Here is a 26,982-nt window from a genome sequence, read left to right as displayed (position 1 = left end):
CCCTGTGCCGATTGCTGAGAGTGCTCCGCCTTCAGTTGTTTGGAGCTTCTCGATGAGTTTTGTGCGCCTCTGCGTTGCTCAGCTCAATGTGATGCCATCGAAGCAGCGATTGTGTTGACAATTTTTGTTGAAGCAACGCCATCACACAACTGCCAGTTCAGTTGTGACGATCTGCAAATGCTTTATTGACCTAATTATTGATTGGCTTGGTTAGCCGTTCCCAGCAGGCTTGCTGATTTGCCTGGCTGCTGCCGCGCGCGGAGGTGCTGTGATCGTGCGTACCGCTTTGTTGGCAGCTTCTTCCTTTTCGTCTTGCTTTGCCAGGGGCGTTTTGCGCGGTGTGAGGAACATGATCATGTTGCGGCCTTCGCGTTTGGGAGGCTGCTGGATCTCGGCTGGTTCCTCTAGATCCTTGGCCATGCGCCTGAGCAAAACCTCAGCAAGAGCGGTGTGTTGAATCTCGCGGCCGCGGAAAATCACGGTGCATTTCACTTTGTCGCCAGCCTTGAGGAAACGCTGGGCTTGGCCGATTCGCACGTCGTAATCGTGCTGATCAATTTTGTATCGCATCTTGACCTCTTTAACTTCAGTCTGGTGCGATTTTTTCTTGGCTTCCTTGGCCTTTTTCTCTTGTTCGAATTTGTATTTGCCGTAATCCATGATCCGGCAAACCGGCGGATCAGCTTTTTCGCTCACCAGAACAAGATCCAGTTCCCGTTCTTTGGCCACTGATAACGCTTCTTCGCGATCAATCACTCCAAGTTGAGTGCCGTCTGCATCCACCACACGAAGCTGTGGGTAGTTGATGCGATCGTTGATGTTGGGGAGCTCCCTGACAGGAGCACGGCGGTCAAAACGGGGACGTGGTGGCATTCAGTGATGAAGAGGCTGCCGGAGAACAATCTCGGCCCGGCGGGGTTTCATGACTCACCCTAGACCGGCTTCGATCTGCTGACTGGCATCGTTCAAGGGATCGGTATCACTGAGCCAGTGCGGCTGGTGTTGACGTCTGAACCAGGTGCGTTGGCGCTTGGCGAACTGTTGCGTGCGCTTGGTTGTTTGCGCGATGGCGTTGGTTCGATCGAGATGCCCTCCCAGCACCTGTAATGCTTCGCCGTAGCCAATGGTTTGCAGGAGTGGCAGGTCAGCTCCGTAGCGCTGCTTGAGTTGCTGGGTTTCTTCAATCAGCCCCTCGGTATAGAGCTGTTCCGTGCGTTGGCTGATCCGCTCGCGCAGGTTGGCTGGATTGAGGCCGAGTTCGAGCACGCGCCAGGGAGGCGGGCTGGCACTCGACTGGGAGCTCATCGGCCTGCCAGTAGCGTAGAGAACCTCCAGTGCGCGTTGGGTGCGGACTGCATCCGCCGCGGCGATTCGTTGCCCTGCTGCAGGGTCTGCATCCTTCAAAAGTTGATGACAGGCCTTTTGGCCTAGTTGTGCAAGTTGCTGACGCAGTGCCGGCTGAGGTGCGACCGAGGGTGGCTTCAGCCCAGCAGTGAGTGCCTTGAGATACAGCCCGCTTCCTCCCACGAGGAAAGCTGCACCTCGTTGCTCCAGGCTGTTGTTCACCGCTGCAAGGGCCTCGTCCTGAAATTCGCGCAGGGTGATCGGTTGATCAGGTCGGCGCAGGTCGAGGAGGTGATGGGTCACTCGTTGTCGCTGGTCGGCGGTGGGTTTGGCGGTGCCCACATTCATCTCCTTGTAAAGCTGCCGTGAATCGATGTTCAGAATCTCCAGCTCAAAACGTTCAGCGAGGTCGAGGGCTAGAGCCGTTTTGCCGCTGGCAGTGGGTCCCAGCAGCACCACCACCAGTGGTGTGAGCTGCGCTGATCCTGGCGCTGCTGGTGGGCTGGGGTCGGACATGGAGAGGAACGGGGGTGGACCCCCTGAAAAAATGATGCCTCAGAGGCCTCTGCAAGCGTCTCTGGCATGCCAGTGGTAGATTCAGCCTGACAGGAAGCCTGGCCGACCTAAATCGCATGAGCGAAGCCGCGAAAGTTCAGGCGGCCTATGGCGCCGAACAAATTCAGGTGCTGGAGGGTCTCGAGCCCGTCCGTAAGCGCCCCGGGATGTACATCGGCACGACCGGGCCGAGGGGATTGCATCACCTGGTTTATGAGGTGGTGGACAATTCGGTCGATGAGGCTCTAGCCGGCCACTGCACTGAGATTCAGGTGGTGCTGGGTGAAGACGGTTCCGCTTGCATCACCGATAACGGTCGTGGTATTCCCACCGACGTTCACCCCCGCACTGGCAAGAGTGCGCTGGAAACGGTGCTGACCGTGCTGCACGCCGGTGGCAAGTTTGGTGCAGGTGGATACAAGGTTTCCGGTGGTCTTCACGGTGTTGGCGTGTCGGTGGTCAACGCTCTGAGCGAATGGGTGGAAGTCACCGTTCGCCGTCAGAGCAAGGTGCACCGTCAACGCTTTGAGCGTGGAGCTCCGATTGGGAGTCTTGTGTCTGAAGATCAGCCTTCTTCTGAGAATGGTCTGACAGGCACCAGTGTGCGCTTCAAGCCCGATATTCAAATTTTCACGGTCGGCATCGAGTTTGATTACGCCACGCTGTCGGCGCGTCTGCGCGAACTCGCCTATCTCAATGGAGGAGTGCGGATTGTTTTCCGCGATGAACGTGAAACTGCCCGTGATGCCGAAGGCAAGCCCTACGAAGAAATTTATTTCTATGAGGGCGGCATCAAGGAATATGTCGCCTATATGAATGCCGAAAAAGATGCATTGCATCCCGAAATTATTTATGTGAATGCTGAAAAGGATGGTGTGTCGATTGAAGCAGCGCTGCAGTGGTGCGTTGATGCTTATTCCGACAGCATTCTTGGATTTGCCAATAACATCCGCACGGTGGATGGCGGCACCCATATCGAGGGTCTGAAGACCGTTCTCACGCGAACACTCAATACCTTTGCGCGCAAGCGAGGCAAGCGAAAAGAGGCCGACAGCAATCTGGCTGGAGAAAATATTCGTGAGGGGTTGACAGCAGTCTTGTCGGTCAAAGTGCCTGAGCCTGAATTCGAGGGTCAGACCAAAACGAAGCTGGGTAATACGGAAGTCCGTGGCATCGTCGATAATCTCGTCGGTGAGGCTCTCAGTCAGTACCTGGAATTCAATCCGGGAGTGATCGACATGATCCTCGAGAAGGCCATTCAGGCCTTTAATGCAGCAGAAGCTGCTCGCCGCGCTCGGGAGTTGGTCCGGCGTAAGAGTGTCTTAGAAAGTTCAACATTGCCTGGCAAGTTAGCGGATTGCAGTTCTCGCGATCCTGCTGAATCCGAGATCTACATTGTTGAGGGAGATTCTGCTGGCGGCTCCGCCAAGCAGGGCCGTGATCGTCGTTTCCAGGCAATCCTGCCTTTGAGAGGCAAGATCCTCAATATTGAAAAGACTGATGATGCTAAGATTTATAAAAATACTGAAATCCAGGCCCTGATTACTGCGCTGGGTTTGGGGATTAAAGGGGAAGATTTTGATGCCAAAAATCTGCGTTATCACCGAGTTGTGATCATGACAGACGCTGATGTGGATGGCGCCCACATTCGTACTTTGATTTTGACATTTTTCTACCGATATCAGAAGGAGTTAGTCGAGGGTGGGTATATCTATATTGCATGCCCACCTTTGTATAAGGTTGAGCGCGGGAAGAAGCATTCTTACTGTTACAACGAGCAGCAGTTGCAAAAAACGTTGGATGGTTTTGGCGAAAAGGCCAACTACAACATCCAGCGATTTAAGGGCTTGGGTGAAATGATGCCCCAGCAGCTTTGGGAAACAACCATGGATCCCTCTACGCGCACGATGAAACGCGTTGAAGTTCAAGATGCTTTGGAAGCAGATCGCATTTTCACAATTTTGATGGGAGATAAAGTGGCGCCTAGGCGTGAATTTATTGAAACCCATAGTGCTGAGCTCGATATGTCAGCACTCGACATTTGATGAATCACTCCGCAACTGTGATGCTGCGTTGGAGCTGGTTGCTTGGCGTGTCGTTGTTTGGCCCTGTGGCTTTGCCAGCTGGAGGGGCTGAGCGTCGCCTACCCCAGGTTCGCCGCCTGCAGGGCCGTGGCCCTCTCCTCAGTGGTAGCGACTGTGTGCTCCAATCCAGTCCGCTCGTTGCAGCTCCTGCTGTACGGCGACTGGAGATCGGAACACCGTTGCAGTTGTTGCGTCGCTGGCGCAGTGAGGACGGCCGTGACTGGATTCAGGTGAAGGTCAGCTCTGGCCCTGCACTGACGGATTCCGTCGAGCGGCAACGGGGTTGGATTCATCACTGAGTTCAGTCCCTACCAGGCGTTGATGGTTGGCTTGGGTGCCATCCCTGGGGCTTGGCTGCGCTTAAGACTGGTTAACCACTTTGAACCGTTGGTTCCGCGCAAACACTGGGGAACCTTTGTGGTGAATCTTGTGGCTGCCTTTGCCTTGGGCTTATTGCTCGGCCTCGAACGCGCCGGTCGTTGCGACCAATCCACACCTACTTCTGCACTGATTTTGCTGATTGGCACAGGCTTTTTTGGCAGCCTGAGCACTTTTTCCACTTTTGCTGTGGAGGTGCTTGTCACGTTGCGTGATCGCCGCTGGGGCGAAGCCGTGTTGCTCACCGCCGGCTCGGTAATCGCTGGTCTTCTGATTGCTGCTGCAGGTTTCAGTCTGGGACTCGTCAATGCCTGAACAGTTGCCTTCCTTCAGAACGGAGCTTCAGGAGCTGCTGTTGGTCGCCGTGGGGGCAGTCCCAGGGGCCTTGATGCGCTGGCAGTTTGGTGTGGTGCTGGACGACAAAGACGTGCTGGTTAACGTGCTCGGTTCTCTGATTTTGGGCTTGCTGCTGGGCTTGCCCTATCGGCCCCGGATTCAGTTGCTGGTGGGGATTGGTTTCTGTGGTTCGTTAACCACCTTCAGCAGCTGGATGGTGAATAGCGTGGACCTGATTGTTTCAGGCCAACAGCTTGCAGCCATTGGCCTGATTGGTCTGACCCTGGGTCTGGGCCTTGGTGGCGCAGCCCTGGGTTTATGGATCGGCCGCAGCGTCGATGCGTTGGCGATCAAGCCTTCAGAGCCGCCTCGATAGCGTTGCTGAGCTCAGCATCTTCAGGAGCCACTCCGCTCTTGAAGCGATTGAGAACGGTGCCGTCCTTGCCCACGAGGAATTTTTCGAAATTCCAGGCCACATCTCCAGCAGGCTCTGTCTGATTGAGGGTGGTGTAGGGCTCGGTCGTGCTGCCTGTGGCATGCACCTTGTCGAACAGTTCGAAGCTGGCGCCGTAGGTGGTTGAACAGAAGCTCTTGATTTCATCAAGGCTGCCAGGCTCTTGGGCTCCGAAGTCGTTGCAAGGAAACCCCAGAACGCAAAGGCCCTGAGCGCCGTATTTGTCTTGCAGGGCCTGGAGGCCGGTGTATTGGTTGGTAAAGCCGCAGCGGCTGGCCACGTTCACGATTAACAGCACCTTGCCCGCATAGGCGCCAAGAGATTTTTCGCTGCCGTCGGGGGTGCGCACGGAAACGCTGCTGATGCTGGTAGCCATGGCTTTGGATAACGCTTGGCGCAGACGATAACTGTCTTGGATCGGCATACACTTGAGTGCGCTGGACACGGGGCATGGATCAGGCACCGGGTTCTAGTGAAAGCCTCGCTTTGAGCGATGTCCCTTCCCACCAGAGGGTCGTCGAAGTGGTCGCCCGCCAGCTTGAGTCCATGCTGAGTGTGGGTAATTACGACGGTGTCAAGCTTCTGCTTGCACCGGTGCAGCCCGTGGATGTGGCTGAGGCGATTGGCAGCCTGCCCCGCACGATGCAGGCCCTTGCGTTTCGTTTGCTCGGTAAAGACGAGGCCATTGAGGTTTATGAGTACCTTGAGCCACCCATTCAGCAGAGCCTTCTGGAGCGCTTGCGTTCCGGCGAGGTGCTCGAGCTGGTTGAGGAGATGTCTCCGGATGATCGGGTGCGTCTATTTGATGAACTGCCGGCCAAGGTGGTGCGTCGTCTGTTTACGGAGCTCAGTCCAGTGGAGCGTCGTGTGACGGCTCAGCTGCTCGGCTACGCCAGTGAAACGGCTGGCCGTCTGATGACGACCGAATACATCGATTTGAAAGAGTTTCAAAGCGCGGCTCAGGCACTCACGATTGTGCGACGCCGCGCACGTGAGACAGAAACGATCTACAGCCTTTATGTCACCGATGGGCAGCGCCATCTCACTGGGATCTTGTCGCTGCGGGATCTCGTGACCGCAGACCCTGAGGACCGGATTGGCGATGTCATGACCAGGGAGGTCGTGAGCGTTAACACCGATACGGATCAGGAGGAGGTGGCTCGGGCGATCCAGCGTTACGACTTTCTGGCTGTGCCGGTTGTGGACCGGGAGCGACGTCTGGTGGGCATCGTCACTGTGGATGACGTGATTGACGTGATCGAGCAGGAGGCCACGCGCGATCTTTACGCAGCAGGTGCAGTGGAGGCCGGTGATGAGGACGATTACTTCCAGAGCAATCTGTTCACGGTCGCTCGACGCCGGGTGGTGTGGCTGTCGGTGTTGGTTGTGGCCAGCTTTGTTACCTCAGAGGTGATTGCCCTTAATGAAGAGGTGCTCAAAGAGGTGGTGCTTCTGGCTGCGTTCATTCCGCTGTTGGCAGGAACCGGCGGCAACGTGGGTGCCCAAAGTTCCACTGTCGTCATCCGTGGTTTAAGCACGCAAAGCATCACCTCCCTTGGCCAGTTCAGGGCTGTTGCCCGCGAAGCGACTGCAGGACTGTTGCTGGGTCTGTTGATGATGCTGTTGGTGGTTCCTTTTGCCTGGTGGCGTGGTCAAAGCCCGCTGGTTGGTCTGTCGGTGGGGACCAGTCTGTTGGCAATCACCACCTTGGCTGCAACGGCCGGCGCGGCGTTTCCTTTGTTGTTCAACCGTCTGGGCTGGGATCCGGCGCTGATGTCCACACCGTTCATCACCACCTGCACGGATGTGGTGGGCACTCTTATTTATCTAAAAACAGCGCAGTGGCTGTTGCTGAACATGCCGCAGCTGCTCTCAAATGCAGGTATTTCTACCCAATTACTCGCTGCCAGCCATTTCTGAGAGGACGTTTACGTTTCTTAGGAGTACGCTTTACACAACTCAATGAAGCGTCATGGCTCCTGCTATCGCCGCTGCGCCCGTAGCGACTCCTCTCAAGGCCGTTCCCTCAAAAGCCGCATCCTCCAAGGGCTCTGTCGGTAAGTCGGTTGCTGTTCGTTCAGCAGGTGCTGATGTCGACCTTGTGCGTTCCTACCTGCGTGACATCGGCCGTGTGCCGCTGCTGAGCCATCAGCAGGAGATCACGCTGGGTCGTCAGGTGCAAGAGCTGATGGAGCTGGAAGCTCAAGAAGCAGAGCTGAGCGATCAGCGTGGTGGCGAGATGGTGCCCCCTGCAGAGCTGGCTAAAGCAGCAGGACTGAGTGCAGCGCAGCTGAAGCGCAAGCTGCAAGCTGGTCGCCGCGCGAAGGAGCGGATGGTGGCAGCGAATCTGCGCCTGGTGGTGAGTGTTGCCAAGAAGTACACCAAGCGGAATATGGAACTGCTGGACCTGATCCAGGAGGGAACGATCGGTCTGGTGCGTGGTGTGGAGAAGTTCGACCCGACGCGGGGCTACAAGTTCAGCACCTATGCGTATTGGTGGATCCGTCAGGGGATCACGCGTGCGATTGCGGAGAAGAGCCGGACGATCCGGTTGCCGATCCACATCACGGAGATGCTGAACAAGCTGAAGAAAGGTCAGCGTGAACTGAGCCAAGAGCTGGGTCGGACGCCATCGGTGACCGAACTGGCGGGCTTTGTGGAGCTGCCGGAAGAGGAAGTGAAGGAACTGATGTGCCGTGCGCGTCAGCCTGTGAGTTTGGAGATGAAGGTGGGCGACGGTGATGACACCGAACTGCTGGATCTGCTGGCAGGAGATGGTGAACTGCCGAGCGAGCAGGTGGAAGGTGAGTGCTTGAAGGGAGATCTGCGTGATCTGTTGGGTCAGCTGCCTGAACTTCAGGAGCGTGTGCTGCGGATGCGCTACGGGATGGACGGGGAAGATCCGATGAGCCTCACGGGCATCGGTCGAGTGATCGGAATCAGCCGTGATCGGGTCCGTAATTTGGAGCGTGATGGTTTGGCTGGACTGCGTCGCCTCAGTGATCAGGTTGAGGCTTATGTCGCCTGCTGAATTCTTTCAGCAGGCGACAATTTTTAATTTAGCTCAAAGCAACAGGCGATATTTTATCGGTAAATTAATATCTTTGGATTATATTGATCAATTCGATGTTGACTTGTTCTGGGTTTTCATCATGGGGACAGTGACCTGCGTTGGTCAATATTTTTAATGAGTGAATGCAGCTGAAGCGTTTTGCCCACTCTTGGGCTTCAGTAACAGGTTCCCAAGGGTCTTTCTGGCCCCAAATCAGATCCACGGGCTGTTGAAGGTGGTCCAGTAAATCTGGCGCGAGGTGATCGTTAAACAGATTGATGAAGCCGCGAAATGCTTCTACTGCTCCAGGTCGTTGCGTTGGCTTGTAGAGAAGTTCCACCAGCTGATCATCAATATTGTTGCCACTGGGGTAGGCCTGTTTCAGGACGCTTCTGATCACCCTTGGCCGTGCAGCATTGCGGAACAAGGCTGTACTCAGCCAGCGCTGGCTGACCAATGTTTTCAAGAGCGGACGTATCCAGGCCATCCAGGCAGGTTGGGTCGCCAGTTGCTTGTCGTCCATCAGCCGTTGAGCGCAGTCGATCAGCACCACTCCTTTGCAGCGGTCTTCAAGCAGCTGCGCTGCGCGTAACGCGACCACTCCGCCGATGGAGTTGCCGACCAAAAGCACCGGACCTTGCACCACGGCGTTGCAGAAGTCGGAAACCTGCTGGCCCCAGAGATCAAAGCTGTAGACCAGGGCCTGACTGCAATCTGACTGGTGAAATCCAGGTTGCTCCCCTGGCAGCAAAGCCTGAGGCTGGCTGCTGTTGCCGAAGCCGATCAGGTCGAGGGCATAGGTGCGGGTGTACTTCCCCAGAACAGGCAGATTGTGCCGCCAGTGATTGCCGCTGGCGCCGAAGCCATGCACCAGGACGACAGCGGGAACACTGCTCTTTTGCCCATGCTCTGGAGTGTCTGCATGGCATTGCCAGGCGACTTCGAGGCTGCAGCCATCGGCTTGTTTCCAGGTCCAGATTGAGTCAGCTGGCACCAGCGATTGAGGCATCGTCGTTGCCATCCTGCTGCTTTTGGTTGAACAACCGTGCCTCAAGGCCCTTGATCACCACATAAAAGGGCGGCACTACACCCAGAGACAGCACCGTGGCCACAACGAGGCCACCGAAAATCACGGTTCCCAGTGACTGCTGACTGTGGGCACCAGCCCCGTTGGCGACCACTAGTGGTAGAAAACCAGCGAGGGCCGCGATTGCTGTCATCAAGATCGGGCGTAGCCGCGACTCGGCTGATTCGATTACGGCTTGAGTAGCAGACATGCCCTGTTCCAGCCGTTGCTCAGCCACTTCAACGATCAGGATTCCGTTTTTGGCTGCGAGACCGATCAGGGTAACGAGACCGACCTGTGCGTAGATGTTGAGATCGATCGAACGCATTCCCAGAAACGCCAGTGCCCCCAGCATTGCCAGAGGAACCGTGGCAAGGATTACCACAGGCGTTACGTAGCTTTCGTACTGCGCAGAGAGCACCAGATAAACGATCAGTACGCCAAGACCAAACACCACCACGCTGGCGCTGCCGGCGGAGAGCTGAAGGGCGGCAAGGCCTGTAAAGGCGGAGCCAATGTTGGTGAAATTTTGCTTCTTGAAGATCTCTTGAATGGCTGTGAGCGCCTGACCACTGCTCTTGCCAACGGCCTCGGCACCCTGAATCAGAATCGTGCGATACAGGTTGTAGTGGCTAATCACGGAAGGAGCACTGCTTAGATCAGCACTGGCGAACTGCGACACCTGCACCAAGCCACCATCTCGACTGCGCACGTAGATATCGAGGATGTCTTCAACGCTCTTGCGCTGATCAGCTTGCCCTTGCACGTAAATGTTGCGGACCTGACCGCTCTCGTAGGTGAGGCCTGAGTAATTGCTACCTGCAATAACAGCGATCGTGTCCATTGCCTCCTGGTAGTCGACGTTCAGAGCACCCATCACGTCACGATCGATGGAAAGACCGATTGCAGGGGAGCTGGGATTGAACTGGGTGTACACCTTGGAGAAATCGCCACTGGTGTTGGCTGTTGTGATCAGCTCGCCAGCCATCTCGGAGAGCTCGTTGAAGTTGTAGGCGCCATTGCTGAGGTCATTGAACTGGAAATAGAAGCCGCCTTGGGGTGAAAAGCCCGGCACAGCGGCTGGACCGATGGCAAACGCCAGTCCTCCACTCAATTCGATCAGTTGGGAATTCAGGCGATCGATGATGGCATCGGCACTGTGCTCACTTCCCTTGCGTTCCGATAGCGGTTTGAGTCCGAAGAAGAAAAGACCTTGGTCTGGACTGGAACCGTTGAAGCCCGAGCCGCTAATGATTGAAGCGTTTTCGATGTCGTCTTCTTTGCTGAGAACTTGGGCAATTTGCGTGCCGAGCTTTTTGGTCTCGACCAAGGAGGCACCGTTCTGTAGCTGGAAAACGCCGAGTCCGTAGCCTTGATCTTCTTCTGGAATGAAGGCACTGGGGATTGTGCTGAAGGCCAGCACAGTGATCAGTATTCCTGCTGCCAGCCCTCCCATCACGAGCTTTCTTGCTTTGATCAATCGCGCCAGCAGATTGGCGTATCCCTTTTGCAGTCGGTCAAATCCGGCGTTGAAGCTGCGGAAGATCCTGATGAGATTGGCACCGGCAAAGCCGCCGATCAGCACGCCGGCGATGTAAGTCCAGTTGCCAAAAGAGTTGGCGCTGAACTTCCCGAAGGCGAGTCCAACAATCACTCCGGCGACGATCCATCCCCAGCCTTTGGGTTGCCTCGGTTGCTCCTTTGGAAGGATCAGCCCGGAAAGCATGGGTGAAAACGTCAGGGCGTTGAAGGCTGAAATGGCAATCGAGAAAGCGATCGTCAGCGCGAATTGTTTGTAGATGATGCCGATGCCGCCTGGATAAAAGGCCACTGGTACGAACACGGCCATCAGCACCAGAGCAGTTGCGACTAGGGCACCGAACAGTTCTCCCATGCACTCAAGTGCTGCCTGACGGGGTTTCATGCCTTTCTCGATGTTGCTCGAGACCGCTTCGATCACAACAATGGCGTCGTCCACGACCAGGCCCGTTGCCAGCACCAGACCAAGCAGTGTGAGCTGGTTAATCGAAAAGCCGAAAACGTTCAGAAAGGCGAAGGTGCCCACCAGCGAGATTGGGATCGCCAGGCTTGGCACGATGGTTGCTCTCCAGTTCTGGAGGAACAGAAACAGGATCACCAGCACCAGCACGATTGCCAGACCGAGTGCATCGATGACTCCATCGACTGAGGCTTCGATGAACTGACCGATGTTGTAGATCTGTTTGACCTGAACGCCTGGCGGAACGTTTGCTGCGAACTGTTCCATCTGTTCCACCACCGCGTTGGAGACGTCCAGTGCATTGCTTGATGGCGTCTGGTAAACCGCTACAGTGAGGGCGGGGTTGCTTCTCTTATCGGTGGCCTGAACCGAGTAGGTGTTGGTGCCGTAGCGCACCTCTCCGACATCACGCAGCTTGAGGAGATTGCCGGTCTCGCTCCGGTTGATGATCAGATTTTCGAACTGCTCGATCGAGATCAGATTGCCGTTGTTTTCAACAAGAATCGGGTAGGTGAAGACCTGATCGCCTGAGGCCGGTGGTCCACCGACTAGGCCCCCAACAGCGATGCTGTTCTGGGATTTCACTGCCGAGATCACATTCTCGGACGTGAGACCATTCGCAGCCAACTTGTCGGGATCCACGAACAGCCAGAAGGCAGGATTGGCGCCGCCGTAGACGGTCACCGTTGCCACGCCTTCGACCCTCGATAGTGGGTAATAGAGCTGCTCGTAGATCAGGCCATTGAGGTAACCGGCGTCGTATTGGCCTTCACTCGAACCCACCTCGTAGGCCAACAAGATGGAAGGGTTGCTCTGTTTCACCGAGACGCCCGTCTCTGAAACCTGCGATGGCAACTGGGTCATCGCCAGGGAGACCCTGTTCTGCACATTGACTTGGTCGATGTCGATGTCGGTCGTTTCATCGAAATAGACACTGATCGCGCTGTTCCCCTCCATGTCGCTGTTGGAGGAGATGTAACTGATGCCGGGGACGCCGTTGATTTGCTGTTCCAGTGGATTGGTCACCGCTTGCTCGGTCACCTCCGCATTGGCACCGCCATACACGGCTGAAACCAGAATCAGTGGATTGGCAATGTTCGGCAGGTTGGCGATCGGCAGATTTGGGATGCTGATCAGGCCTACGAGCACGATCAAGATGCTGCAGACGGTTGTCAGCACCGGCCGTTTGATGAACTTGTCGGAAAAGGACATCGCTGATTCAGTCCTTGGATGTTGTGGCAGAACTGGCTGGCGCCACTTTCACCGGCATGCCGCTGCGCAGGCGGCTGGTATTGCTGATCGCCACGACGTCAGCCTGATTCAGCCCTGATTTGACGGGATAAAAATTGTTTTGCAATAGACCCAGCTGCACGGGTGTTTGGATCACGATTGGCGTGCTGGAGGGCAGTTTTTCTAGTTTTTTCTTCGTTGCCGCAGGCACATTTGCGGATGCCTTGATCTTTGGCAGAGCCCTGCTCAAAGGGATCAATTTGTAGACAAAAGGCTGTTCCGCTTGCATCATCACGGCCTGTACAGGCACCGCGAGCGATTGTTTGCGTCCGGTGATGATGGCGCTTTTGACGTACTGACCAGTCTTCAACTTTCCAGTCAGATTGGGGAACTCTGCCTTCACCATCAAGGTGTTGGGGGCAGTGGAGTTGCCGCTCATTCCGAAATAGGGGGAAATGAACACCACCGACCCCTCTCCCTGCACCGGAGGATTTCCCTGCGAGACCACCTTCACGGCCTGGCCGATTGCCACATCTCCCGCCTGTGTTGCAGGAATCTGCATCAAGGTCCACAGGTTGGAGTTGTTAACGATGCCCGTGATCGGTTGACCGGTCTTGACGTAATCCCCCAACTTCACCTTGTCGAGGTCGCCGATGACGCCGTCGATGGGCGAGCGAACGAATTTGTACCCGAGGTTGGCTGCTGCGGTGCGCGCCTGATCACGGGAGGCAATGGCCTGGGTGGCATATCGATCACGCTGTTTGGCTGAGGCCGCCCCGTTCTGATAAAGGAATTCGTATCGCTCAGCGTTGAGCTTGTCGGTGACTGCCTGTGCTTTTGCGGCATCAAGGGCAGCGCTTTCTTGAACGTTGTCCAAGACAAGAATTGGCTGACCGGCTTTGACCTTCTGACCGTCTTTAGCCAGCACCTGGACCACACGACCATCGACCTCTGGCATCAAGGCCACATTGGTGGTGGACTCCAAAACACTGATGGCCTGGATATTGGGTTCAAAGGTGTTTTCGGCGATCGTTGCCGTCTGCACGGTCATCATCTGCGCTGCCTGTTTGCTCGTACCACAGCCGGCCAGCAGTGCAGCGGCGGCAAAAGTGCACAACACGGTTCGCCGCACAGAAACTCACTCAGATAGAGCGGACGTTACCGGTTTTTTTCAGACCACACCGCATCAGAGAGCATGCGTGAACATTTCTGTTGGGCGGTGATCGGGGACGCAGAAATTGATGATTCTGCTGGTCCGATTTGGATTGATCAGCAGCCCTGAACAACGATTGTTTTCGTGTTGATCGGGGGTTTTGCACAGTTTTTCCACAGGGCTATTTGGGTAGACCTCCGCTGCGGGAGCGGCTTTTGGTTGCGGCAGGGAAAAGTCCCGTACTTCTTACGGAAGCTTCAAAAGTTGCTTTTGCCTGTGAAAGGTTGCTTTTGCAAGCAGGCAAAAGCCTCTTCACCACTCGTTTCTCGCGATCAGTGGTTTTTGTTTGCCAACAATTCGCTTTTTTGGTTGTCAGTTGATTGGCATAGTGTGATGGGTAGGTTGACAGTCAACGGCCTGAGTTGCACGAGACCCCAGACGCGATCTCTGCCAGCGTCAGTGTGGAAAATCATTTAGTAGAAAGTCTTCATCGCGCCTGGAGATTTTTATTGAAAAGGATCCCCAGTGGGATCACGATCGTTTGATGCAGACAGACATTGCAGGATTCGTTTTTCAGCACGGTTGCAAAGACCTTTTGCAGGTGCGTCATCATTTCGGCGGTCTGTTTTGTCAGGAGGAGTCCTGCACGCTGTGAAGGATCAATCCACAGCACTGTTTGAGCGGTGCGGCGAACCCTTGTTGTCTCCAACAAGTTCTGAATGTGCTGCGCGGTCTTTGTTGAGCTGGTGGCAGCAGCATGGACGATGCGATCCAAAGCAGAAGCCCTGGATGTTCAGGGCCGATGGTCGCTGGCCTGCGGCTCAGGAAGGTCTTGATCCTTACCCGATCTGGATTGCTGAGGTGATGCTGCAGCAAACGCAGTTGCAAGTGGTGCTGCCTTATTGGCAGCGATGGATGCAGGCTTTCCCCAAGCTTGAGGTGCTTGCTGCGGCGTCGGAGCAGCAGGTGTTGTTGCTTTGGCAGGGCCTTGGTTATTACTCACGTGCCCGTCGTTTGCACGCAACATCTCGGTTGCTGCTCACTGAATTGCAGCGCCATCAACGGGATGGAAACGATCCGATGCCTTTCAATAATTGGCCTTTCGACCAGGAGATCTGGCTGGCATTGCCCGGTATCGGCCGCAGCACAGCCGGTGGCATCTTGTCGTCGGCCTTCAATAGCCCTCTGGCCATCCTCGACGGAAATGTGCGTCGGGTGCTGGCTAGGTTGCATGCCCATCCAGTGCCTCCAATCCGAGCGCAGGCTCAGTTTTGGGCCTGGAGCGAAGAGTTGATTGATGCCGTTCCAGGCCTCAGCCGTGATCTCAATCAGGCCCTGATGGATCTCGGTGCCACGGTCTGTACCCCACGTCGTCCTTCTTGTGAGCTTTGTCCCTGGGATGCGCACTGTGCTGCTTACGCTGCCGGTTCTCCTCAGCAATACCCCGTGAAAGAGGCACCACGTGACATCCCCTTTCAAGTGATTGGTGTGGGTGTGGTCCTCAACGACGCAGCTGAGGTTCTGATCGATCAGCGCCTGAATGAGGGCCTGTTGGGTGGTCTATGGGAATTTCCAGGGGGCAAGCAGGAGCCTGATGAAGTCATTACAGACACCATCCGACGTGAGTTGCGGGAAGAGCTGGCTATTGAAGTCAGCGTTGATGAAAAGCTAATCACGGTGAATCACGCCTACAGCCACAAAAAGCTTCGCTTTGAGGTTTATCTCTGTCGTTGGATTACAGGAGATCCCCAACCTCTAGCCAGTCAGCAGGTGCGCTGGGTGAAGCCGTCCAACCTCGCTGATTACCCCTTCCCTGCCGCGAATGGACGCATCATCGCCGCCCTGCTTGAGCACCTTGCTTGAGCGGCTTGGTTGAAGTGTGTTTCATTGCACGTCCATTCTTTGAATGACGACTGAACGTGCTTTGAAGCTGAACAGCGATTGCGCTGCCTGACGTCTGCGGAATTTCTGGCCACGCTGCTGATAGCTGCCGCAGCTCTGATGTCTGATTCCGCTCCGCAGGTGCTGTGTCTTGGTGAAGCCCTCGTTGATCGGCTCGGACCACTGGGGTGTGACCCTGCCTTGGCTGCTCCAGTGGATTGTGATGACCGTCTTGGTGGCGCTCCTGCCAATGTGGCCTGCGCGTTGGCGCGGCTTGGAACATCGGTCGCCTTCATCGGTCGGCTCGGTGCCGATGTCATCGGTAATAACTTTCAGGAGATGTTGGGCAATCGCGGGGTTGATTTGCGTGGTCTCCAGATTGATCCGCAACGCCCCAGCCGCGTGGTGCTTGTGCGCCGTGATTCCACTGGAGAACGTGTCTTTCAGGGATTTGCTGGCGATCGTGGCGAGGGCTTTGCCGATCAGGCTTTGAATCAGAGCAGTCTTGATCCGATCTGGTGTGCTTTGGCTGCGGAAGCTCGCTGGCTGTTGATCGGCACCATTCCTCTGGCCACAGAGGACTCTGCGGCAACCTTGCGCTCTGCGGTCAGTCAGGCCGAGCGGAATGGAGTGCAGATAGCCCTCGATGTGAACTGGCGGCCCACGTTCTGGGATCCCTCAGCGGACCCAGTTGCAGGTCCTTCCCCGCATGCGCTGGCTCTGATGCAACCATTTCTTCAGAAAGCTGGATTAATCAAACTGGCGAGGGAAGAAGCGGAGTGGCTGTTTTGCAGCAGTGATCCCGCAGAGATCAGCACTTCGTTGCCTCAGCAGCCGGATGTGCTGGTGACTGACGGCGGTCATCCGGTGCGGTGGTTCATGGCCGGACACAAGGGTTCGATGACGGTTCTGGAACCGGCTCAGATTGTTGATACCACCGGAGCTGGAGATGCTTTCACGGCAGGACTGCTGCATCAACTGGTGACACTGACCCCTTCAACTGGCCAGTCACTTCAGCTCAGTGCAGCTGTGGTGGAACAGGTTGTGCGCTATGCGGCAGCCTGCGGAGCGCTGGTCTGTTCCGGTGCCGGGGCGATCGATCCTCAACCTTTGCCCAGCATGGTTGTGGAGTTTCTCGATCAACTCGACTCCTGATGGGTCTGGGTTCTGATCTGATCGCTTTTGTTCAGTGTTGCCAGCCTGCCTCCCTCGCTCCGGTGAGTCAGCTTCACTCGCCAGGCTTCCGGCAGGGCAAGGCTGAGTCGTTCCGACCATTCCACAACCAGGATGGCTCCCATCCCCACTGCTTCTTCCTCTTCCTGAAGGAATAGGTCATCGGCTGCGGCTGCCAACTCCAGGCGATAGAGATCCAGGTGAACCAGTGGTGGTTTGCCCTGGGGGTAGTGCTGAGCAAGGGCAAAGGTTGGGCTGGTGATTGGTTCGTCGATGCCTATCGCAGAGGCAATGCCTTGCACCAGTGAGGTTTTCCCTGCACCGAGAGTGCCCTCGAGCAGTAGTAGTGATGGACGCTCAGGCTGTTGCACCAGATACCTACCCAGGGCTCGTGTGGCCTCCAGGTCCTTCAGGATCCAGCTCCAATCGGTAGATTGCTTAAGCAGCGAGCCCGAAGCCTCGGAGTCTCCGCAGATATTCAACTCCACACTCTTTTAGGGAGCACACAAACCATGGTGGCAGCGCCCACGTCCGCGGCTGAGCTGAAGCTTGGCGTCGATTGCGTCATTGCTGATATCAACCAGGCTGATTTCGGCCGCAAGGAACTCGATATCGCCGAGACCGAGATGCCTGGCCTGATGGCATTGCGCAAAAAATATGGCAGCGAAAAGCCCCTGAAGGGTGCCCGCATCGCCGGGTCTTTGCACATGACCATCCAGACCGCGGTTCTGATTGAAACGCTGGTTGAGCTTGGCGCTGACGTGCGTTGGGCTTCATGCAATATTTTCTCGACGCAGGACCATGCTGCAGCTGCGATTGCAGCCAATGGAATCCCCGTGTTCGCAGTGAAGGGCGAAACTCTGGAGGAATACTGGGAGTACACCCACCGCATCCTCGAGTGGGGTGATGGTGGCTCACCCAACATGATTCTCGACGACGGTGGCGACGCCACAGGTCTGGTGATGTTGGGCAGCAAGGCTGAGCAGGACATCACTGTTCTCGACAACCCTTCGAATGAGGAAGAGACCTACCTCTTCGCTTCTATTAAGAAGAAGCTTGCTCAGGATTCCAGTTTCTATAGCCGCACAAAAGCGCAGATTCAGGGTGTCACTGAGGAAACCACCACGGGTGTGGCTCGTCTCTACAAGATGCAGAAGAGTGGCGAGTTGCCTTTCCCTGCCATCAACGTCAACGACTCGGTCACCAAGAGCAAATTCGACAACCTCTACGGTTGCCGTGAATCACTGGTTGACAGCATCAAGCGTGCCACCGACGTGATGGTTGCTGGCAAGCAGGCGCTGGTGATCGGCTATGGCGATGTGGGCAAGGGTTCCGCTCAGTCCTTGCGTGGACTGGGCGCAACCGTTTGCATTGCTGAGGTCGATCCCATCTGTGCCTTACAGGCAGCCATGGAGGGCTATCGCGTCGTCCGTCTGGAAGATGTTGTCGAACAAATGGACATCTTCGTTACTGCCACGGGCAACTATCAGGTGATCCGCAATGAGCATCTGGTGAAGATGAAGGATGAGGCGATCGTCTGCAACATCGGTCATTTCGATAATGAAATTGATGTTGCTTCACTCAAGAATTATGAGTGGGAAAACATCAAGCCTCAGGTTGATCACATCACCCTGCCCAGCGGCAATAAGATCATTTTGCTTGCAGAGGGTCGTCTAGTGAATCTGGGTTGCGCCACAGGTCACCCCAGCTTCGTAATGAGTAACTCTTTCACCAACCAGGTGTTGGCTCAGATTGAGATTTTCACTAAGGGTAAAGAGTACGGAAAGGAGGTCTACGTTCTGCCGAAACACCTCGACGAGATGGTGGCGCGTTTACACCTTGGTCGTATCGGTGCCCAGCTCACTGAGCTCAGCAAGGATCAGGCCGATTACATCAATGTGCCGGTTGCAGGTCCTTACAAGCCGGATCATTACCGCTACTGAATTATTGGCCGAACAAGTTTTCTCGCTTGTTTTCTTCAGCCAGGTCACTGTTGTGATCTGGCTTTTTTATTGGATGAAGACATCAATGAAAGCTCTGATGGTCTCAATCTGAGCTTTCAGGGTTGCTTCATGGAAGACTTGCCACGACTTCAGCATGCTCCATGGGGCTCACCGAATTTGTAACCCAACTGCCCGATTGGATTGGCCAAGCCGTAGAAGCCAATCCCTGGGCGGGATACGCCGCAATCTTTGCGGCCATGTTCCTGGAGAACCTGTTCCCTCCGATCCCCTCCGAGCTGATCATGCCTCTGGGAGGTTTTTATGTTCAGCAAGGCCAGCTGCAGTTGGTTCCAGTCGTCATCGCGGGTCTGTTTGGCACCGTCCTTGGTGCTTTGCCCTGGTATGGGATTGGCCGCCTGATCAATGAAGAACGTATCGAGCAGTGGCTCAGTCGACATGGTCGCTGGATCGGTATCAGCCCTGAGGAGTTGTCTCGTAGCCGCCGTTGGTTCAGCCGTTATGGAACTGCCTTGGTGTTCTGGGGGCGACTGGTGCCAGGCATTCGCACTCTGATTTCAGTGCCAGCTGGGATCGAGTTGATGCCGATCACGCCTTTCCTGATCTGGACGACGGCCGGCAGTTTGATCTGGACCCTGTTGCTGACTGTCGCCGGCATGATCCTTGGCGAGGGCTACAGCAACGTGGAGGTCTGGATCGATCCGGTCAGCAAGGTGATCAAGGTGTTGTTGTTGGTCGCCGTTCTCGCTGGGGGGATCTGGTTGGGTCTTCGGATTTGGAGGCGACGTCAGTCCGCCGATTGATGGCGGACTGAGCGATCAGGCCAACATCAGAAGGGCACTTCTTCGTCGCTGGGGCTTCCGCCTCCGAAATTGCCGCCTGCTTCCTGGTTGTCTCGCTTCGAGCCCAGAAGTTCCAGTCGATCAACCCGAACCACGGGTTTGCAGCGCTCTTCACCACTGTTGCGGTCGTTCCAGCGGTCCAGCTTGAAGCTTCCAATGATGCCGAGCAGGGAACCCTTCTTCACGTAGTCGGCTGCCACCTGAGCCTGTTTTCCCCAGATTTCTAGATTGAACCAATCGGGCTCGTCGTCGCGGCTGCGGCGGTTCACGGCGATGGTGAGGTTCGCCACCATGCTGCCTGATTCGAAATACCTGACTTCTGGATCACGGCCGGCACGTCCGACCAAAGTCACGGAGTTGACACCCATTGAATCTCTCCTGTTTGTGGGTCAATGATGCGCCACGATTGTCAAAACTGTCGGTTGTCGTGGCTGCCTTCTAGAAGTTCCATCTTCAAACGAATCTGTAACAGATGGGGTCTGAGACTGCCCCTATGATTCGCCGAAATGTGTTCTCGCCAGTGCTGTTCCGCCGTTTCCAGTTGTCCCGCGATATCGGCATCGACCTGGGTACTGCCAACACCCTGATTTACGTCTCTGGCAAGGGCATCGTGTTGCAGGAACCCTCCGTGGTGGCCCTGGATCTCGAACGCGGCGTGACCATGGCCGTTGGTGACGAGGCCAAGCTGATGTTGGGTCGCACGCCTGGAAATATTCGTGCTGTTCGCCCCCTTCGCGATGGTGTGATCGCCGACTTCGATGCGGCTGAGCAGATGCTGAAAACCTTCATTCAGAAAGGCAATGAAGGCCGCGGCATCGTGGCCCCTCGTCTGGTTGTGGGGATCCCTAGTGGGGTCACCGGCGTGGAGCGACGTGCTGTCCGTGAGGCCGGCCTTGCCGGAGCACGGGAAGTTCATCTCATTGATGAGCCTGTCGCTGCTGCAATCGGCGCCGGTCTGCCGGTCACTGAACCTGTTGGCACGATGATTGTCGACATTGGCGGCGGCACCACCGAGGTGGCGGTGCTCAGTCTGGGTGGCACCGTGCTCAGTGAGTCGGTCCGCGTTGCCGGAGATGAGATCAGTGACTCCATCGGCGTCTACTTGAAGAAAGTGCACAACCTCGTCGTGGGTGAGCGCACCGCTGAAGAGATCAAGATCCGCATCGGTTCGGCGTTCCCTGATAACGAGTTCGATCAAACGGTGATGGATGTGCGCGGCCTTCACCTGCTGTCTGGGCTGCCACGCACCATTCAGTTGCAGGCAGGCGATCTGCGTGAGGCCATTGCAGAGCCTTTGAACGTGATTGTGGAGGCTGTGAAGCGCACCCTCGAGCGCACTCCGCCCGAGCTTGCCGCCGACATCGTCGATCGTGGAATCATGCTGGCCGGTGGCGGAGCGTTGGTCCGCGGCATCAGTGATCTGATCAGCCATGAAACTGGGATTTTCACCCACATCGCCGAGGAGCCACTCCTTTGCGTGGTTAAGGGTTGTGGTCAGGTCCTTGAGGATTACAAGCGTCTGCAGAGGGTGCTCGACACACCTGAATTTGTTCGCTCTGCTTCCGCTCTCTAATCGCCATGGGTTCCTCCCAGAGGCCCCAGGGCTTAAGGCTGCGCTCCATCCAGCTGCTATGGCCTTGGTTGGTGTTGTTGCTAGCCCTTGGTTTGGTCCGTCTGAGCAAAGGGGCTGGCTTTGCTGATGGCTTCGCCTTGCTGAGTCGGCCCTTCTGGCCCGGGGCTGCTCAGCGCGAGTGGATTGAAACTGCCAAACAGCAGGAGCAGCTGTCCCGGCTGGAGCTTCTGGAGCAAGATAACGCTCGCCTGAGGGGTTTGTTGGCGCTGGATCAGCAGTCGTCGGGAGACTGGCTTCAGGCTGCGGTGATCTCACGCACAGCATCGGGTTGGTGGCAACAGTTGCTGCTGGGCAAAGGTTCGATTGAAGGTGTGGGCAAGGATGATGCAGTGATCGGTCCTGGAGGCCTGGTCGGCAGGGTTCAGAGCGTGACACCCACCACCAGCAGCGTCCGTCTACTCACGGCTCCTGGTAGTCGCATCGGCGTTTGGTTGCCGCGCACCCAGCAGCATGGGCTGCTGGTAGGCCTTGGAACAGCCCGGCCACAGTTGCAATTTCTCGATAAGGACATCCAGGTCCGTCCAGGTGATCTGGTGAGTACCTCACCGGCGAGCACTCTGCTGCCACCAAATTTGCCCGTGGCAGTGGTGCAGTCGCTTAATGCCAGATCGGTCCCGGCGCCAACCGCTCTCGTGCAGCTGATCGCCCCGCCTGATGCCATCGATTGGGTCCAGGTCAAGGTGCGCTGACGGATGACGCGCCTACATCGACAACCCATCTGCGTGGCTTCTGCCCTCTTGGTGCCGATCCTGCAGATGGCAGTACCGTCCTGGATCAACCTGGATGGTGTTCCGCCCAGTTGGGCGATCCTCTGGTTGCTGCCCTGGTCATTGGTGGATGGTCCGCTTGCCGGTGCTATTGCAGGAGCAGCGATTGGACTTGTGCTGGATGGTCTGAGCCTCGGGGATGTCAGTCAGGTGCCCGCTCTGGTCTTGATGGGTTGGTGGTGGGGACGGCTGGGACGCCGCGGCCCGCCGATTCAGCGCAGCCTCAATCTGGGATTGCTGGCCTGGATCGGCGCGCTGGTTCTGGGTTTGTCCTTATGGCTCCAGTGGCTGGTGCTGGGATCATCCGATGGACTGACCCAGTCGTGGGCGCTGCACACCACGCTCGCCCAGGCTTTGATCACTGGACTGCTGGCACCGTTAATTGGATCCTGGCAGCTGCTTTTGTGGCGACGGCGAGCACCCGCATGATTGTGTCTTTGCGACGGCGCCGGTTTCTGTCCGGCCTGGCTCTCTCCGGTTTGGCGGTGTTCATCTGGGGGTGTCGTCCGGGTTTCGTTCCTGAGGGAACTCTCCAGCTTTGGACCCTGCAGTTGGCCCCAAAGTTCAACCCTTATATGGATGACCTGCTTGGGTCTTGGGACAAGCTCCATCCAGAGGCACCGGTGCGATGGACAGACCTCCCCTGGGGGTCGGTAGAGCGCAAGCTGCTAGCGGCTGTGTTTGCACGCACCGCACCTGATGTGGTGAACCTCAATCCTCCTTTCGCCGCCAATCTGGCCAGCAAGGGTGGCCTCACTGATCTCACAGCTCTTTTGCCGCCTGGTGCAGAGCAGAACTACTTGCCATCAGTCTGGGAGGCAGCCAGGGATCCTGAGGCAGGTCAGATCGCCATCCCCTGGTATCTGACGGTCCGTCTGAGCTTGGTGAACGGTGACCTTCTGCGTCAGGCGGGTCTCCCCAGGGCTCCTCGTCGATGGGATGAAGTGCCTGCGTATGCCCGCAGCATCCGCGAGCGCACGGGTCGTTACGGCCTCTTTGTGACTACGGTTCCAGACGATTCCGCAGAGCTTTTGGAGTCGTTCGTGCAGATGGGCGTCCGTCTTCTGGATGCACGTCAGAGAGCCGCATTCAACACGCCGGCAGGTCGCAAGGCCTTTGCGTTCTGGACTGATTTGTATCGCGAAGGTTTGTTGCCTCGGGAAGTGGTGAGTCAGGGGCAGCGGCGGGCCATTGAGCTGTACCAGAGTGGTGAGCTTGCATTGCTTGCCAGCGGCGCTGAGTTTCTGCGCAGCATTCAGACCAATGCCCCCGGTGTGGCTGCGGTGACCACGCCTCAGCCACCTCTGACTGGTTCGGACGGCACAGCCAATGTGGCCTTGATGACGCTTGCCGTGCCTCGGCAGAGTCAGCAGGCTGGCGAAGCTGTAGAACTGGCCCTGTTTTTGACCAACGGAACCAATCAAGCTCGTTTCGCGCGAGAGGCGAGAGTGCTGCCGTCTTCTCTTGAAGCGCTGTCTGCGATTCGTGCCGAGCTTGAGGCTGAGCAGCCATCCAATCCTGCTGAGGCTCAGATCCGTGACGCACGTCTGTTGTCGGCGGAGACCTTGAACACTGCCCGGGTGCTTGTGCCTGCGACTCCGGGGGTGAAGCGCTTGCAGAGCATCATCTACACCCAGTTGCAGCGGGCCATGTTGGGTCAGATCAGCAGTGATCAGGCCGTGCTTGAGGCAGAGCAGCAATGGAACCGTTATGCCAGTGCCCGATGGCCCTGAACCCCTTGTTGAGCGACTGCTTCAATTCTTAAAAGAAGCCAAAACCTGTTCCCGGTTTGGATCGCGGAGCTCGATCCGTTCACGTCGAACTGTAGGGTTGCAATTCTTACCCGATGGAGTGTATGCCCGAAGGCCCATCCCACCAACTTGATGGCGATGGGTCTCTCCAGGGAGCTCCAGAGTCCGTCAAGGCCACATTGTTGGTCGTCGACGACGAGCCTGCAGTCCGTCGTGTCTTGGTGATGCGACTTCAGTTAGCTGGTTATCGCGTTGTCTGTGCAGAAGATGGCGAGGAGGCCCTTGAGGTGTTCCATCGCGAATCGCCAGACCTCGTCGTTCTCGACGTCATGCTTCCGAAACTGGATGGTTTCGCAGTTTGTCGGCGTCTGCGGGCCGAATCCTGTGTCCCAATCATTTTCTTGTCGGCCCTTGAAGCCATCTCTGAACGAGTGGCAGGTCTTGACCTCGGTGCAGATGACTACCTTCCCAAACCTTTCAGTCCCAAAGAACTGGAAGCCAGAATTGCCACGATTCTCCGTCGCGTAGGGAGAGGTTCGGCCACCGCTGAGCCTCGTGAATTGCCGACTGGGCAAGGAGTCGTGCGCGTTGGTGACCTTGTTGTGGACACCAACCGTCGCCAAGTGACGCGAGGCAGTGAGCGCATTTCACTGACTTACACCGAATTCAGCTTGCTTGAGCTCTTGTTCAGGGAACCTGGTCGGGTTGTTCCTCGTGCAGAAATTCTTGAGCAGCTCTGGGGTTATCCACCTCGCCGTGCTGCGGATCTGCGAGTGGTTGATGTTTATGTGGCGCGCCTGCGCGGCAAACTTGAACCGGATCCCCGGAATCCTGAACTGATTCTCACGGTGCGCGGTATCGGCTATTCCTCCCAGCGCATGGGTGATAACGCTCCTGCAGCAGTGGCGAGTTGAGATCGTCCTGCTGACGTTCTGACGCCGATTTCTCACTTGATGGCACCATCGACCGGCAGGATGGCGCCCATGTGAGTTCTTTTCCGTGTCAGAACTGCGAGAGACCCGCTTAGAGAAGGCGAATGCACTCAGGGAGCAGGGTGTAGACCCCTATGCCCTCCATTTCGATCCAACCGATCGGATGGCTCAGTTGCAGGCCGTCCACGCTGATCTGCCCAATGGGGAAGAGCGGAATCTCAACGTGGCCGTCGCCGGTCGGGTGATGACGCGACGGGTGATGGGCAAACTTGCTTTCTTCACCCTGTCTGATGAGACGGGCACGATCCAGCTGTTTCTGGAGAAGTCGACTCTGGGCGAGTCGTTTGCCCAGATCACGTCGCTTGTGGATGCGGGCGACCTCATCGGTGTGAGCGGCATCCTGCGCCGAACGGATCGCGGTGAGCTTTCGGTGAAAGTTGCCGAGTGGACCATGCTCACCAAGGCGCTGCAGCCGTTGCCTGATAAGTGGCATGGTCTCGCCGACGTGGAAAAGCGCTACCGGCAGCGCTATCTCGACCTGATCGTGACCCCTCAGTCGCGGGAAACCTTCCGGCGGCGTGCGCTAACAGTGAGCTCAATCCGGCGCTGGTTGGATGATCGCGACTTCCTCGAGATCGAGACACCCGTTCTCCAGAGCCAGCCGGGTGGTGCTGATGCTCGGCCGTTTGAAACGCATCACAACGCTCTGGATCTGCCGCTGACGTTGAGAATCGCCACGGAATTGCACCTCAAGAGACTGGTTGTGGGGGGCTTTGAGCGTGTGTACGAGCTCGGCAGGATCTTCCGCAACGAGGGCATCAGCACTCGACATAACCCTGAATTCACGTCCGTGGAGGTGTACCAGGCCTACTCCGATTACCTGGGGATGATGGAGCTCACTGAGCAGATGATCAGTTCTGTCTGCCAGGAGGTTTGTGCTAGTCAGACCATCACCTATCAAGGCACCGAGATTGATCTGACTCCTCCCTGGAGGCGCGCAACCATGCATGAGCTGGTCCAGGACGCCACCGGCTTGGATTTTCATGCCTTCAGCAATCGAGAGGAAGCCGCAGCGGCTATGGCAGCGAAGGGTCTGCACGTTCCTGTATTGGCCGATTCCGTGGGACGGCTTCTGAATGAAGCGTTTGAACAAGCTGTGGAGTCCACTCTGATCCAGCCCACGTTCGTGATGGACTATCCCCTGGACATTTCGCCCCTGGCTCGTCCGCATCGCAGTAAGCCCGGGTTGGTTGAACGTTTTGAACTGTTCATCGTTGGCAGAGAGCACGCCAATGCTTTCAGCGAGCTCACTGATCCAGTCGATCAGCGTCAGCGCCTGGAAGCACAGCAGGAGCGCAAAGCCGCTGGCGATCTGGAGGCGCAGGGCTTGGATGAGGATTTCGTCAATGCTCTGGAGGTGGGCATGCCTCCCACAGGTGGCCTCGGCATCGGCATCGATCGATTGGTGATGCTGCTTACGGACAGCCCTTCCATCCGCGACGTGATTGCCTTCCCGCTGCTTCGCCCTGAGGTTTGAGTGTGTTGGAAGGTTGCCTTGTGCCCTCAGGGTGGATAATGGAGCACAGTGGCATGGTCCCTTTCCAATGAGTGGTGAGCGCGTAGGTTTCCGCTTCAAGCACGCCGATGCGGTGGTCAAGCGCAATCCCCAGGGGCGCTCCCGCCGCGGCTGGGTGATGGAGCCCGTTGAGCAGACCACCAGCCGAGGCACCAAGATGCCCGCTTATCGGATTCGCTGGCGCGACAGCGAGCGTCCTGAGATCGTGCTTCAGCACATGCTGATTGCCGATCCTGATCCGACCCCACCGCCCGAGAACGTCAGCCTTGAGCCTCCTGCTCCCAAGGCTTGATTGATCCAGGAATCAGCTGAGCCCTTGGCGACGTCTGATCTCCTCTAATTCTTGGTGGGCTTCAAACAAGGCCCAGTCTTCATCCAGGCTGCGATGTCCTCGTTGTTGTGACGCCTTCTGATTGAGATGGGAAATCTGTTGATCTAGATCTCGGAAATTCCGACCCAGCTCGTCAAGCTCATTCCAGAGATCTCTGCCCTGATTCATCAGGGTTTTGACATGCTGTTCAGCTCGCAATGCCAGGTCATCGGCTCCGGCATCGCGCGCCTTCTTGGTGCGTTCTCCCCAGGCCTGAACTTGCTCTGCCAGTGACAGCAGCTGCCGTCGCAGATCTCTGGCCTGGATCTGCATCAGATCACGTCGGCTGCTGAGATCGCGCTGTCGGTCTTGCAGATGCTGCTCCTGCAGCAGGTGGTCTTGATCGGGATTGGAGTGCAGAAAGGCATCCAACCGCTCTTCCAGGTTCTGTTCAAGCTGATCCAGCCAAGTCGGCGACATCAATCAGCCCTGGCAGCGTTGCTCA

The 26,982-nt window shown here is 56.7% G+C and carries 27 protein-coding genes; 18 read left to right on the top strand and 9 right to left on the bottom strand.

Annotation, left to right across the window (positions count from 1 at the left end; genetic code table 11):
* Positions 1-210: 210 nt before the first annotated feature.
* Together infC and miaA are read right to left on the bottom strand one after the other, a co-directional pair.
* Positions 211-873, bottom strand: coding sequence for a translation initiation factor IF-3 (infC, locus tag SIB42_RS02465; protein ID WP_067093377.1), 663 nt, complete (start codon positions 871-873; stop codon positions 211-213).
* A gap of 54 nt (positions 874-927) precedes the next feature.
* Positions 928-1,860, bottom strand: a complete 933-nt coding sequence (gene miaA / locus SIB42_RS02460) for a tRNA (adenosine(37)-N6)-dimethylallyltransferase MiaA (RefSeq protein WP_067093376.1) — start codon at positions 1,858-1,860, stop codon at positions 928-930.
* Positions 1,861-1,976: 116 nt separating this feature from the next.
* On the opposite strand from miaA, the gene gyrB reads away from it, so the two are divergent.
* The 4 genes from gyrB to SIB42_RS02440 are packed head-to-tail and all read left to right on the top strand — an operon-like array spanning position 1,977 to position 5,073.
* A complete protein-coding gene (gene gyrB, locus SIB42_RS02455) occupies positions 1,977-3,944 on the top strand; it encodes a DNA topoisomerase (ATP-hydrolyzing) subunit B (protein ID WP_067093375.1) in 1,968 nt (655 codons plus the stop codon).
* Complete coding sequence (locus SIB42_RS02450) at positions 3,944-4,282, top strand: hypothetical protein (RefSeq protein ID WP_067093374.1); 339 nt, start codon at positions 3,944-3,946, stop codon at positions 4,280-4,282. Before gyrB ends, SIB42_RS02450 begins: the two co-directional genes overlap by 1 nt.
* Before the next feature lie 22 nt (positions 4,283-4,304).
* Positions 4,305-4,676, top strand: a complete 372-nt coding sequence (locus SIB42_RS02445; RefSeq protein WP_156485141.1) for a fluoride efflux transporter FluC — start codon at positions 4,305-4,307, stop codon at positions 4,674-4,676.
* Positions 4,669-5,073 carry a fluoride efflux transporter FluC gene (locus SIB42_RS02440; protein ID WP_067093372.1) on the top strand — a complete coding sequence of 135 codons (405 nt, stop codon included), beginning with the start codon at positions 4,669-4,671 and terminating at the stop codon, positions 5,071-5,073. The genes SIB42_RS02445 and SIB42_RS02440 overlap by 8 nt, the downstream gene beginning before the upstream one ends.
* Here SIB42_RS02440 and SIB42_RS02435 read toward each other — a convergent pair.
* On the bottom strand, positions 5,048-5,527 hold the full coding sequence (locus SIB42_RS02435; protein ID WP_067093731.1) for a glutathione peroxidase: 480 nt from the start codon (positions 5,525-5,527) through the stop codon (positions 5,048-5,050). The genes SIB42_RS02440 and SIB42_RS02435 overlap by 26 nt on opposite strands.
* 74 nt (positions 5,528-5,601) lie before the next feature.
* Between SIB42_RS02435 and mgtE the strand changes: the two genes are divergently transcribed.
* Together mgtE and SIB42_RS02425 are read left to right on the top strand one after the other, a co-directional pair.
* On the top strand, positions 5,602-7,071 hold the full coding sequence (mgtE, locus tag SIB42_RS02430) for a magnesium transporter (protein ID WP_067093371.1): 1,470 nt from the start codon (positions 5,602-5,604) through the stop codon (positions 7,069-7,071).
* A gap of 52 nt (positions 7,072-7,123) precedes the next feature.
* A complete protein-coding gene (locus SIB42_RS02425; RefSeq protein WP_413328333.1) occupies positions 7,124-8,182 on the top strand; it encodes an RpoD/SigA family RNA polymerase sigma factor in 1,059 nt (352 codons plus the stop codon).
* A 64-nt stretch (positions 8,183-8,246) separates the two neighbouring features.
* On the opposite strand, the gene SIB42_RS02420 is transcribed toward SIB42_RS02425, so the two are convergent.
* The 3 genes from SIB42_RS02420 to SIB42_RS02410 are packed head-to-tail and all read right to left on the bottom strand — an operon-like array spanning position 8,247 to position 13,618.
* Positions 8,247-9,212, bottom strand: a complete 966-nt coding sequence (locus SIB42_RS02420) for an alpha/beta fold hydrolase (protein ID WP_067093329.1) — start codon at positions 9,210-9,212, stop codon at positions 8,247-8,249.
* A complete protein-coding gene (locus SIB42_RS02415; protein ID WP_067093328.1) occupies positions 9,187-12,480 on the bottom strand; it encodes an efflux RND transporter permease subunit in 3,294 nt (1,097 codons plus the stop codon). Before SIB42_RS02415 ends, SIB42_RS02420 begins: the two co-directional genes overlap by 26 nt.
* Before the next feature lie 7 nt (positions 12,481-12,487).
* Entirely contained in the window at positions 12,488-13,618 is a 1,131-nt protein-coding gene (locus tag SIB42_RS02410) for an efflux RND transporter periplasmic adaptor subunit (protein WP_231856348.1), read from the bottom strand.
* 577 nt (positions 13,619-14,195) lie between these two features.
* Between SIB42_RS02410 and SIB42_RS02405 the strand changes: the two genes are divergently transcribed.
* From SIB42_RS02405 to SIB42_RS02395, 3 genes are all read left to right on the top strand, one after another.
* Complete coding sequence (locus tag SIB42_RS02405) at positions 14,196-14,306, top strand: hypothetical protein (protein WP_082824995.1); 111 nt, start codon at positions 14,196-14,198, stop codon at positions 14,304-14,306.
* 134 nt (positions 14,307-14,440) lie between these two features.
* Entirely contained in the window at positions 14,441-15,514 is a 1,074-nt protein-coding gene (gene mutT / locus SIB42_RS02400) for an 8-oxo-dGTP diphosphatase MutT (protein WP_082825001.1), read from the top strand.
* Positions 15,515-15,652: 138 nt separating this feature from the next.
* On the top strand, positions 15,653-16,687 hold the full coding sequence (locus SIB42_RS02395; protein WP_067093369.1) for a carbohydrate kinase family protein: 1,035 nt from the start codon (positions 15,653-15,655) through the stop codon (positions 16,685-16,687).
* Here the strand turns inward: SIB42_RS02395 and tsaE are convergent.
* Entirely contained in the window at positions 16,672-17,193 is a 522-nt protein-coding gene (gene tsaE / locus SIB42_RS02390; RefSeq protein ID WP_074160714.1) for a tRNA (adenosine(37)-N6)-threonylcarbamoyltransferase complex ATPase subunit type 1 TsaE, read from the bottom strand. The two genes, SIB42_RS02395 and tsaE, sit on opposite strands and share 16 nt — an antisense overlap.
* Positions 17,194-17,217: 24 nt before the next feature.
* Here tsaE and ahcY point away from each other — a divergent pair, with 24 nt between their 5' ends.
* Together ahcY and SIB42_RS02380 are read left to right on the top strand one after the other, a co-directional pair.
* Entirely contained in the window at positions 17,218-18,648 is a 1,431-nt protein-coding gene (gene ahcY / locus SIB42_RS02385) for an adenosylhomocysteinase (RefSeq protein WP_067093326.1), read from the top strand.
* Positions 18,649-18,809: 161 nt separating this feature from the next.
* Complete coding sequence (locus SIB42_RS02380) at positions 18,810-19,469, top strand: DedA family protein (protein WP_067093325.1); 660 nt, start codon at positions 18,810-18,812, stop codon at positions 19,467-19,469.
* 26 nt (positions 19,470-19,495) lie between these two features.
* On the opposite strand, the gene SIB42_RS02375 is transcribed toward SIB42_RS02380, so the two are convergent.
* Positions 19,496-19,876 (bottom strand): single-stranded DNA-binding protein, encoded by a 381-nt coding sequence (locus SIB42_RS02375; protein ID WP_067093324.1) that lies wholly within the window; start codon positions 19,874-19,876, stop codon positions 19,496-19,498.
* A gap of 152 nt (positions 19,877-20,028) precedes the next feature.
* Here SIB42_RS02375 and SIB42_RS02370 point away from each other — a divergent pair, with 152 nt between their 5' ends.
* The 7 genes from SIB42_RS02370 to SIB42_RS02340 all read left to right on the top strand — a co-directional run bounded on the left by SIB42_RS02370 (position 20,029) and on the right by SIB42_RS02340 (position 26,459).
* A complete protein-coding gene (locus tag SIB42_RS02370; protein WP_067093367.1) occupies positions 20,029-21,081 on the top strand; it encodes a rod shape-determining protein in 1,053 nt (350 codons plus the stop codon).
* A 5-nt stretch (positions 21,082-21,086) separates the two neighbouring features.
* Entirely contained in the window at positions 21,087-21,830 is a 744-nt protein-coding gene (gene mreC, locus SIB42_RS02365) for a rod shape-determining protein MreC (protein WP_067093323.1), read from the top strand.
* Positions 21,831-21,833: 3 nt separating this feature from the next.
* Positions 21,834-22,337, top strand: a complete 504-nt coding sequence (locus tag SIB42_RS02360; RefSeq protein WP_067093322.1) for a rod shape-determining protein MreD — start codon at positions 21,834-21,836, stop codon at positions 22,335-22,337.
* Positions 22,334-23,641 (top strand): ABC transporter substrate-binding protein, encoded by a 1,308-nt coding sequence (locus SIB42_RS02355; protein WP_197459861.1) that lies wholly within the window; start codon positions 22,334-22,336, stop codon positions 23,639-23,641. The genes SIB42_RS02360 and SIB42_RS02355 overlap by 4 nt, the downstream gene beginning before the upstream one ends.
* A 122-nt stretch (positions 23,642-23,763) precedes the next feature.
* Positions 23,764-24,573, top strand: coding sequence for a response regulator transcription factor RpaB (gene rpaB / locus SIB42_RS02350; protein ID WP_067093321.1), 810 nt, complete (start codon positions 23,764-23,766; stop codon positions 24,571-24,573).
* Between the two features lie 85 nt (positions 24,574-24,658).
* Positions 24,659-26,128, top strand: a complete 1,470-nt coding sequence (lysS, locus tag SIB42_RS02345; protein ID WP_067093320.1) for a lysine--tRNA ligase — start codon at positions 24,659-24,661, stop codon at positions 26,126-26,128.
* A gap of 67 nt (positions 26,129-26,195) precedes the next feature.
* Positions 26,196-26,459, top strand: a complete 264-nt coding sequence (locus tag SIB42_RS02340; RefSeq protein ID WP_006042532.1) for a hypothetical protein — start codon at positions 26,196-26,198, stop codon at positions 26,457-26,459.
* 12 nt (positions 26,460-26,471) lie between these two features.
* On the opposite strand, the gene SIB42_RS02335 is transcribed toward SIB42_RS02340, so the two are convergent.
* Positions 26,472-26,957, bottom strand: coding sequence for a hercynine metabolism protein (locus SIB42_RS02335; protein ID WP_067093319.1), 486 nt, complete (start codon positions 26,955-26,957; stop codon positions 26,472-26,474).
* Positions 26,958-26,982 lie beyond the last annotated feature (25 nt).

Source organism: Synechococcus sp. MIT S9508, from assembly GCF_047303045.1.
Taxonomy (GTDB): domain Bacteria; phylum Cyanobacteriota; class Cyanobacteriia; order PCC-6307; family Cyanobiaceae; genus Synechococcus_C.
This window is presented reverse-complemented; position numbering and strand designations above follow the sequence as displayed.

What these genes read in the sequence shown, in the direction of transcription:
- infC (WP_067093377.1), bottom strand. Translation starts at nt 873, where the DNA reads ATGCCACCACGTCCCCGTTTTGACCGCCGTGCTCCTGTCAGGGAGCTC.
- miaA (WP_067093376.1), bottom strand. Translation starts at nt 1,860, where the DNA reads ATGTCCGACCCCAGCCCACCAGCAGCGCCAGGATCAGCGCAGCTCACA.
- gyrB (WP_067093375.1), top strand. Translation starts at nt 1,977, where the DNA reads ATGAGCGAAGCCGCGAAAGTTCAGGCGGCCTATGGCGCCGAACAAATT.
- SIB42_RS02450 (WP_067093374.1), top strand. Translation starts at nt 3,944, where the DNA reads ATGAATCACTCCGCAACTGTGATGCTGCGTTGGAGCTGGTTGCTTGGC.
- SIB42_RS02445 (WP_156485141.1), top strand. Translation starts at nt 4,305, where the DNA reads ATGGTTGGCTTGGGTGCCATCCCTGGGGCTTGGCTGCGCTTAAGACTG.
- SIB42_RS02440 (WP_067093372.1), top strand. Translation starts at nt 4,669, where the DNA reads ATGCCTGAACAGTTGCCTTCCTTCAGAACGGAGCTTCAGGAGCTGCTG.
- SIB42_RS02435 (WP_067093731.1), bottom strand. Translation starts at nt 5,527, where the DNA reads ATGGCTACCAGCATCAGCAGCGTTTCCGTGCGCACCCCCGACGGCAGC.
- mgtE (WP_067093371.1), top strand. Translation starts at nt 5,602, where the DNA reads ATGGATCAGGCACCGGGTTCTAGTGAAAGCCTCGCTTTGAGCGATGTC.
- SIB42_RS02425 (WP_413328333.1), top strand. Translation starts at nt 7,124, where the DNA reads ATGGCTCCTGCTATCGCCGCTGCGCCCGTAGCGACTCCTCTCAAGGCC.
- SIB42_RS02420 (WP_067093329.1), bottom strand. Translation starts at nt 9,212, where the DNA reads ATGCCTCAATCGCTGGTGCCAGCTGACTCAATCTGGACCTGGAAACAA.
- SIB42_RS02415 (WP_067093328.1), bottom strand. Translation starts at nt 12,480, where the DNA reads ATGTCCTTTTCCGACAAGTTCATCAAACGGCCGGTGCTGACAACCGTC.
- SIB42_RS02405 (WP_082824995.1), top strand. Translation starts at nt 14,196, where the DNA reads ATGCAGACAGACATTGCAGGATTCGTTTTTCAGCACGGTTGCAAAGAC.
- mutT (WP_082825001.1), top strand. Translation starts at nt 14,441, where the DNA reads ATGTTCAGGGCCGATGGTCGCTGGCCTGCGGCTCAGGAAGGTCTTGAT.
- SIB42_RS02395 (WP_067093369.1), top strand. Translation starts at nt 15,653, where the DNA reads ATGTCTGATTCCGCTCCGCAGGTGCTGTGTCTTGGTGAAGCCCTCGTT.
- ahcY (WP_067093326.1), top strand. Translation starts at nt 17,218, where the DNA reads ATGGTGGCAGCGCCCACGTCCGCGGCTGAGCTGAAGCTTGGCGTCGAT.
- SIB42_RS02380 (WP_067093325.1), top strand. Translation starts at nt 18,810, where the DNA reads ATGGGGCTCACCGAATTTGTAACCCAACTGCCCGATTGGATTGGCCAA.
- SIB42_RS02375 (WP_067093324.1), bottom strand. Translation starts at nt 19,876, where the DNA reads ATGGGTGTCAACTCCGTGACTTTGGTCGGACGTGCCGGCCGTGATCCA.
- mreC (WP_067093323.1), top strand. Translation starts at nt 21,087, where the DNA reads ATGGGTTCCTCCCAGAGGCCCCAGGGCTTAAGGCTGCGCTCCATCCAG.
- SIB42_RS02360 (WP_067093322.1), top strand. Translation starts at nt 21,834, where the DNA reads ATGACGCGCCTACATCGACAACCCATCTGCGTGGCTTCTGCCCTCTTG.
- SIB42_RS02355 (WP_197459861.1), top strand. Translation starts at nt 22,334, where the DNA reads ATGATTGTGTCTTTGCGACGGCGCCGGTTTCTGTCCGGCCTGGCTCTC.
- rpaB (WP_067093321.1), top strand. Translation starts at nt 23,764, where the DNA reads ATGCCCGAAGGCCCATCCCACCAACTTGATGGCGATGGGTCTCTCCAG.
- SIB42_RS02340 (WP_006042532.1), top strand. Translation starts at nt 26,196, where the DNA reads ATGAGTGGTGAGCGCGTAGGTTTCCGCTTCAAGCACGCCGATGCGGTG.
- SIB42_RS02335 (WP_067093319.1), bottom strand. Translation starts at nt 26,957, where the DNA reads ATGTCGCCGACTTGGCTGGATCAGCTTGAACAGAACCTGGAAGAGCGG.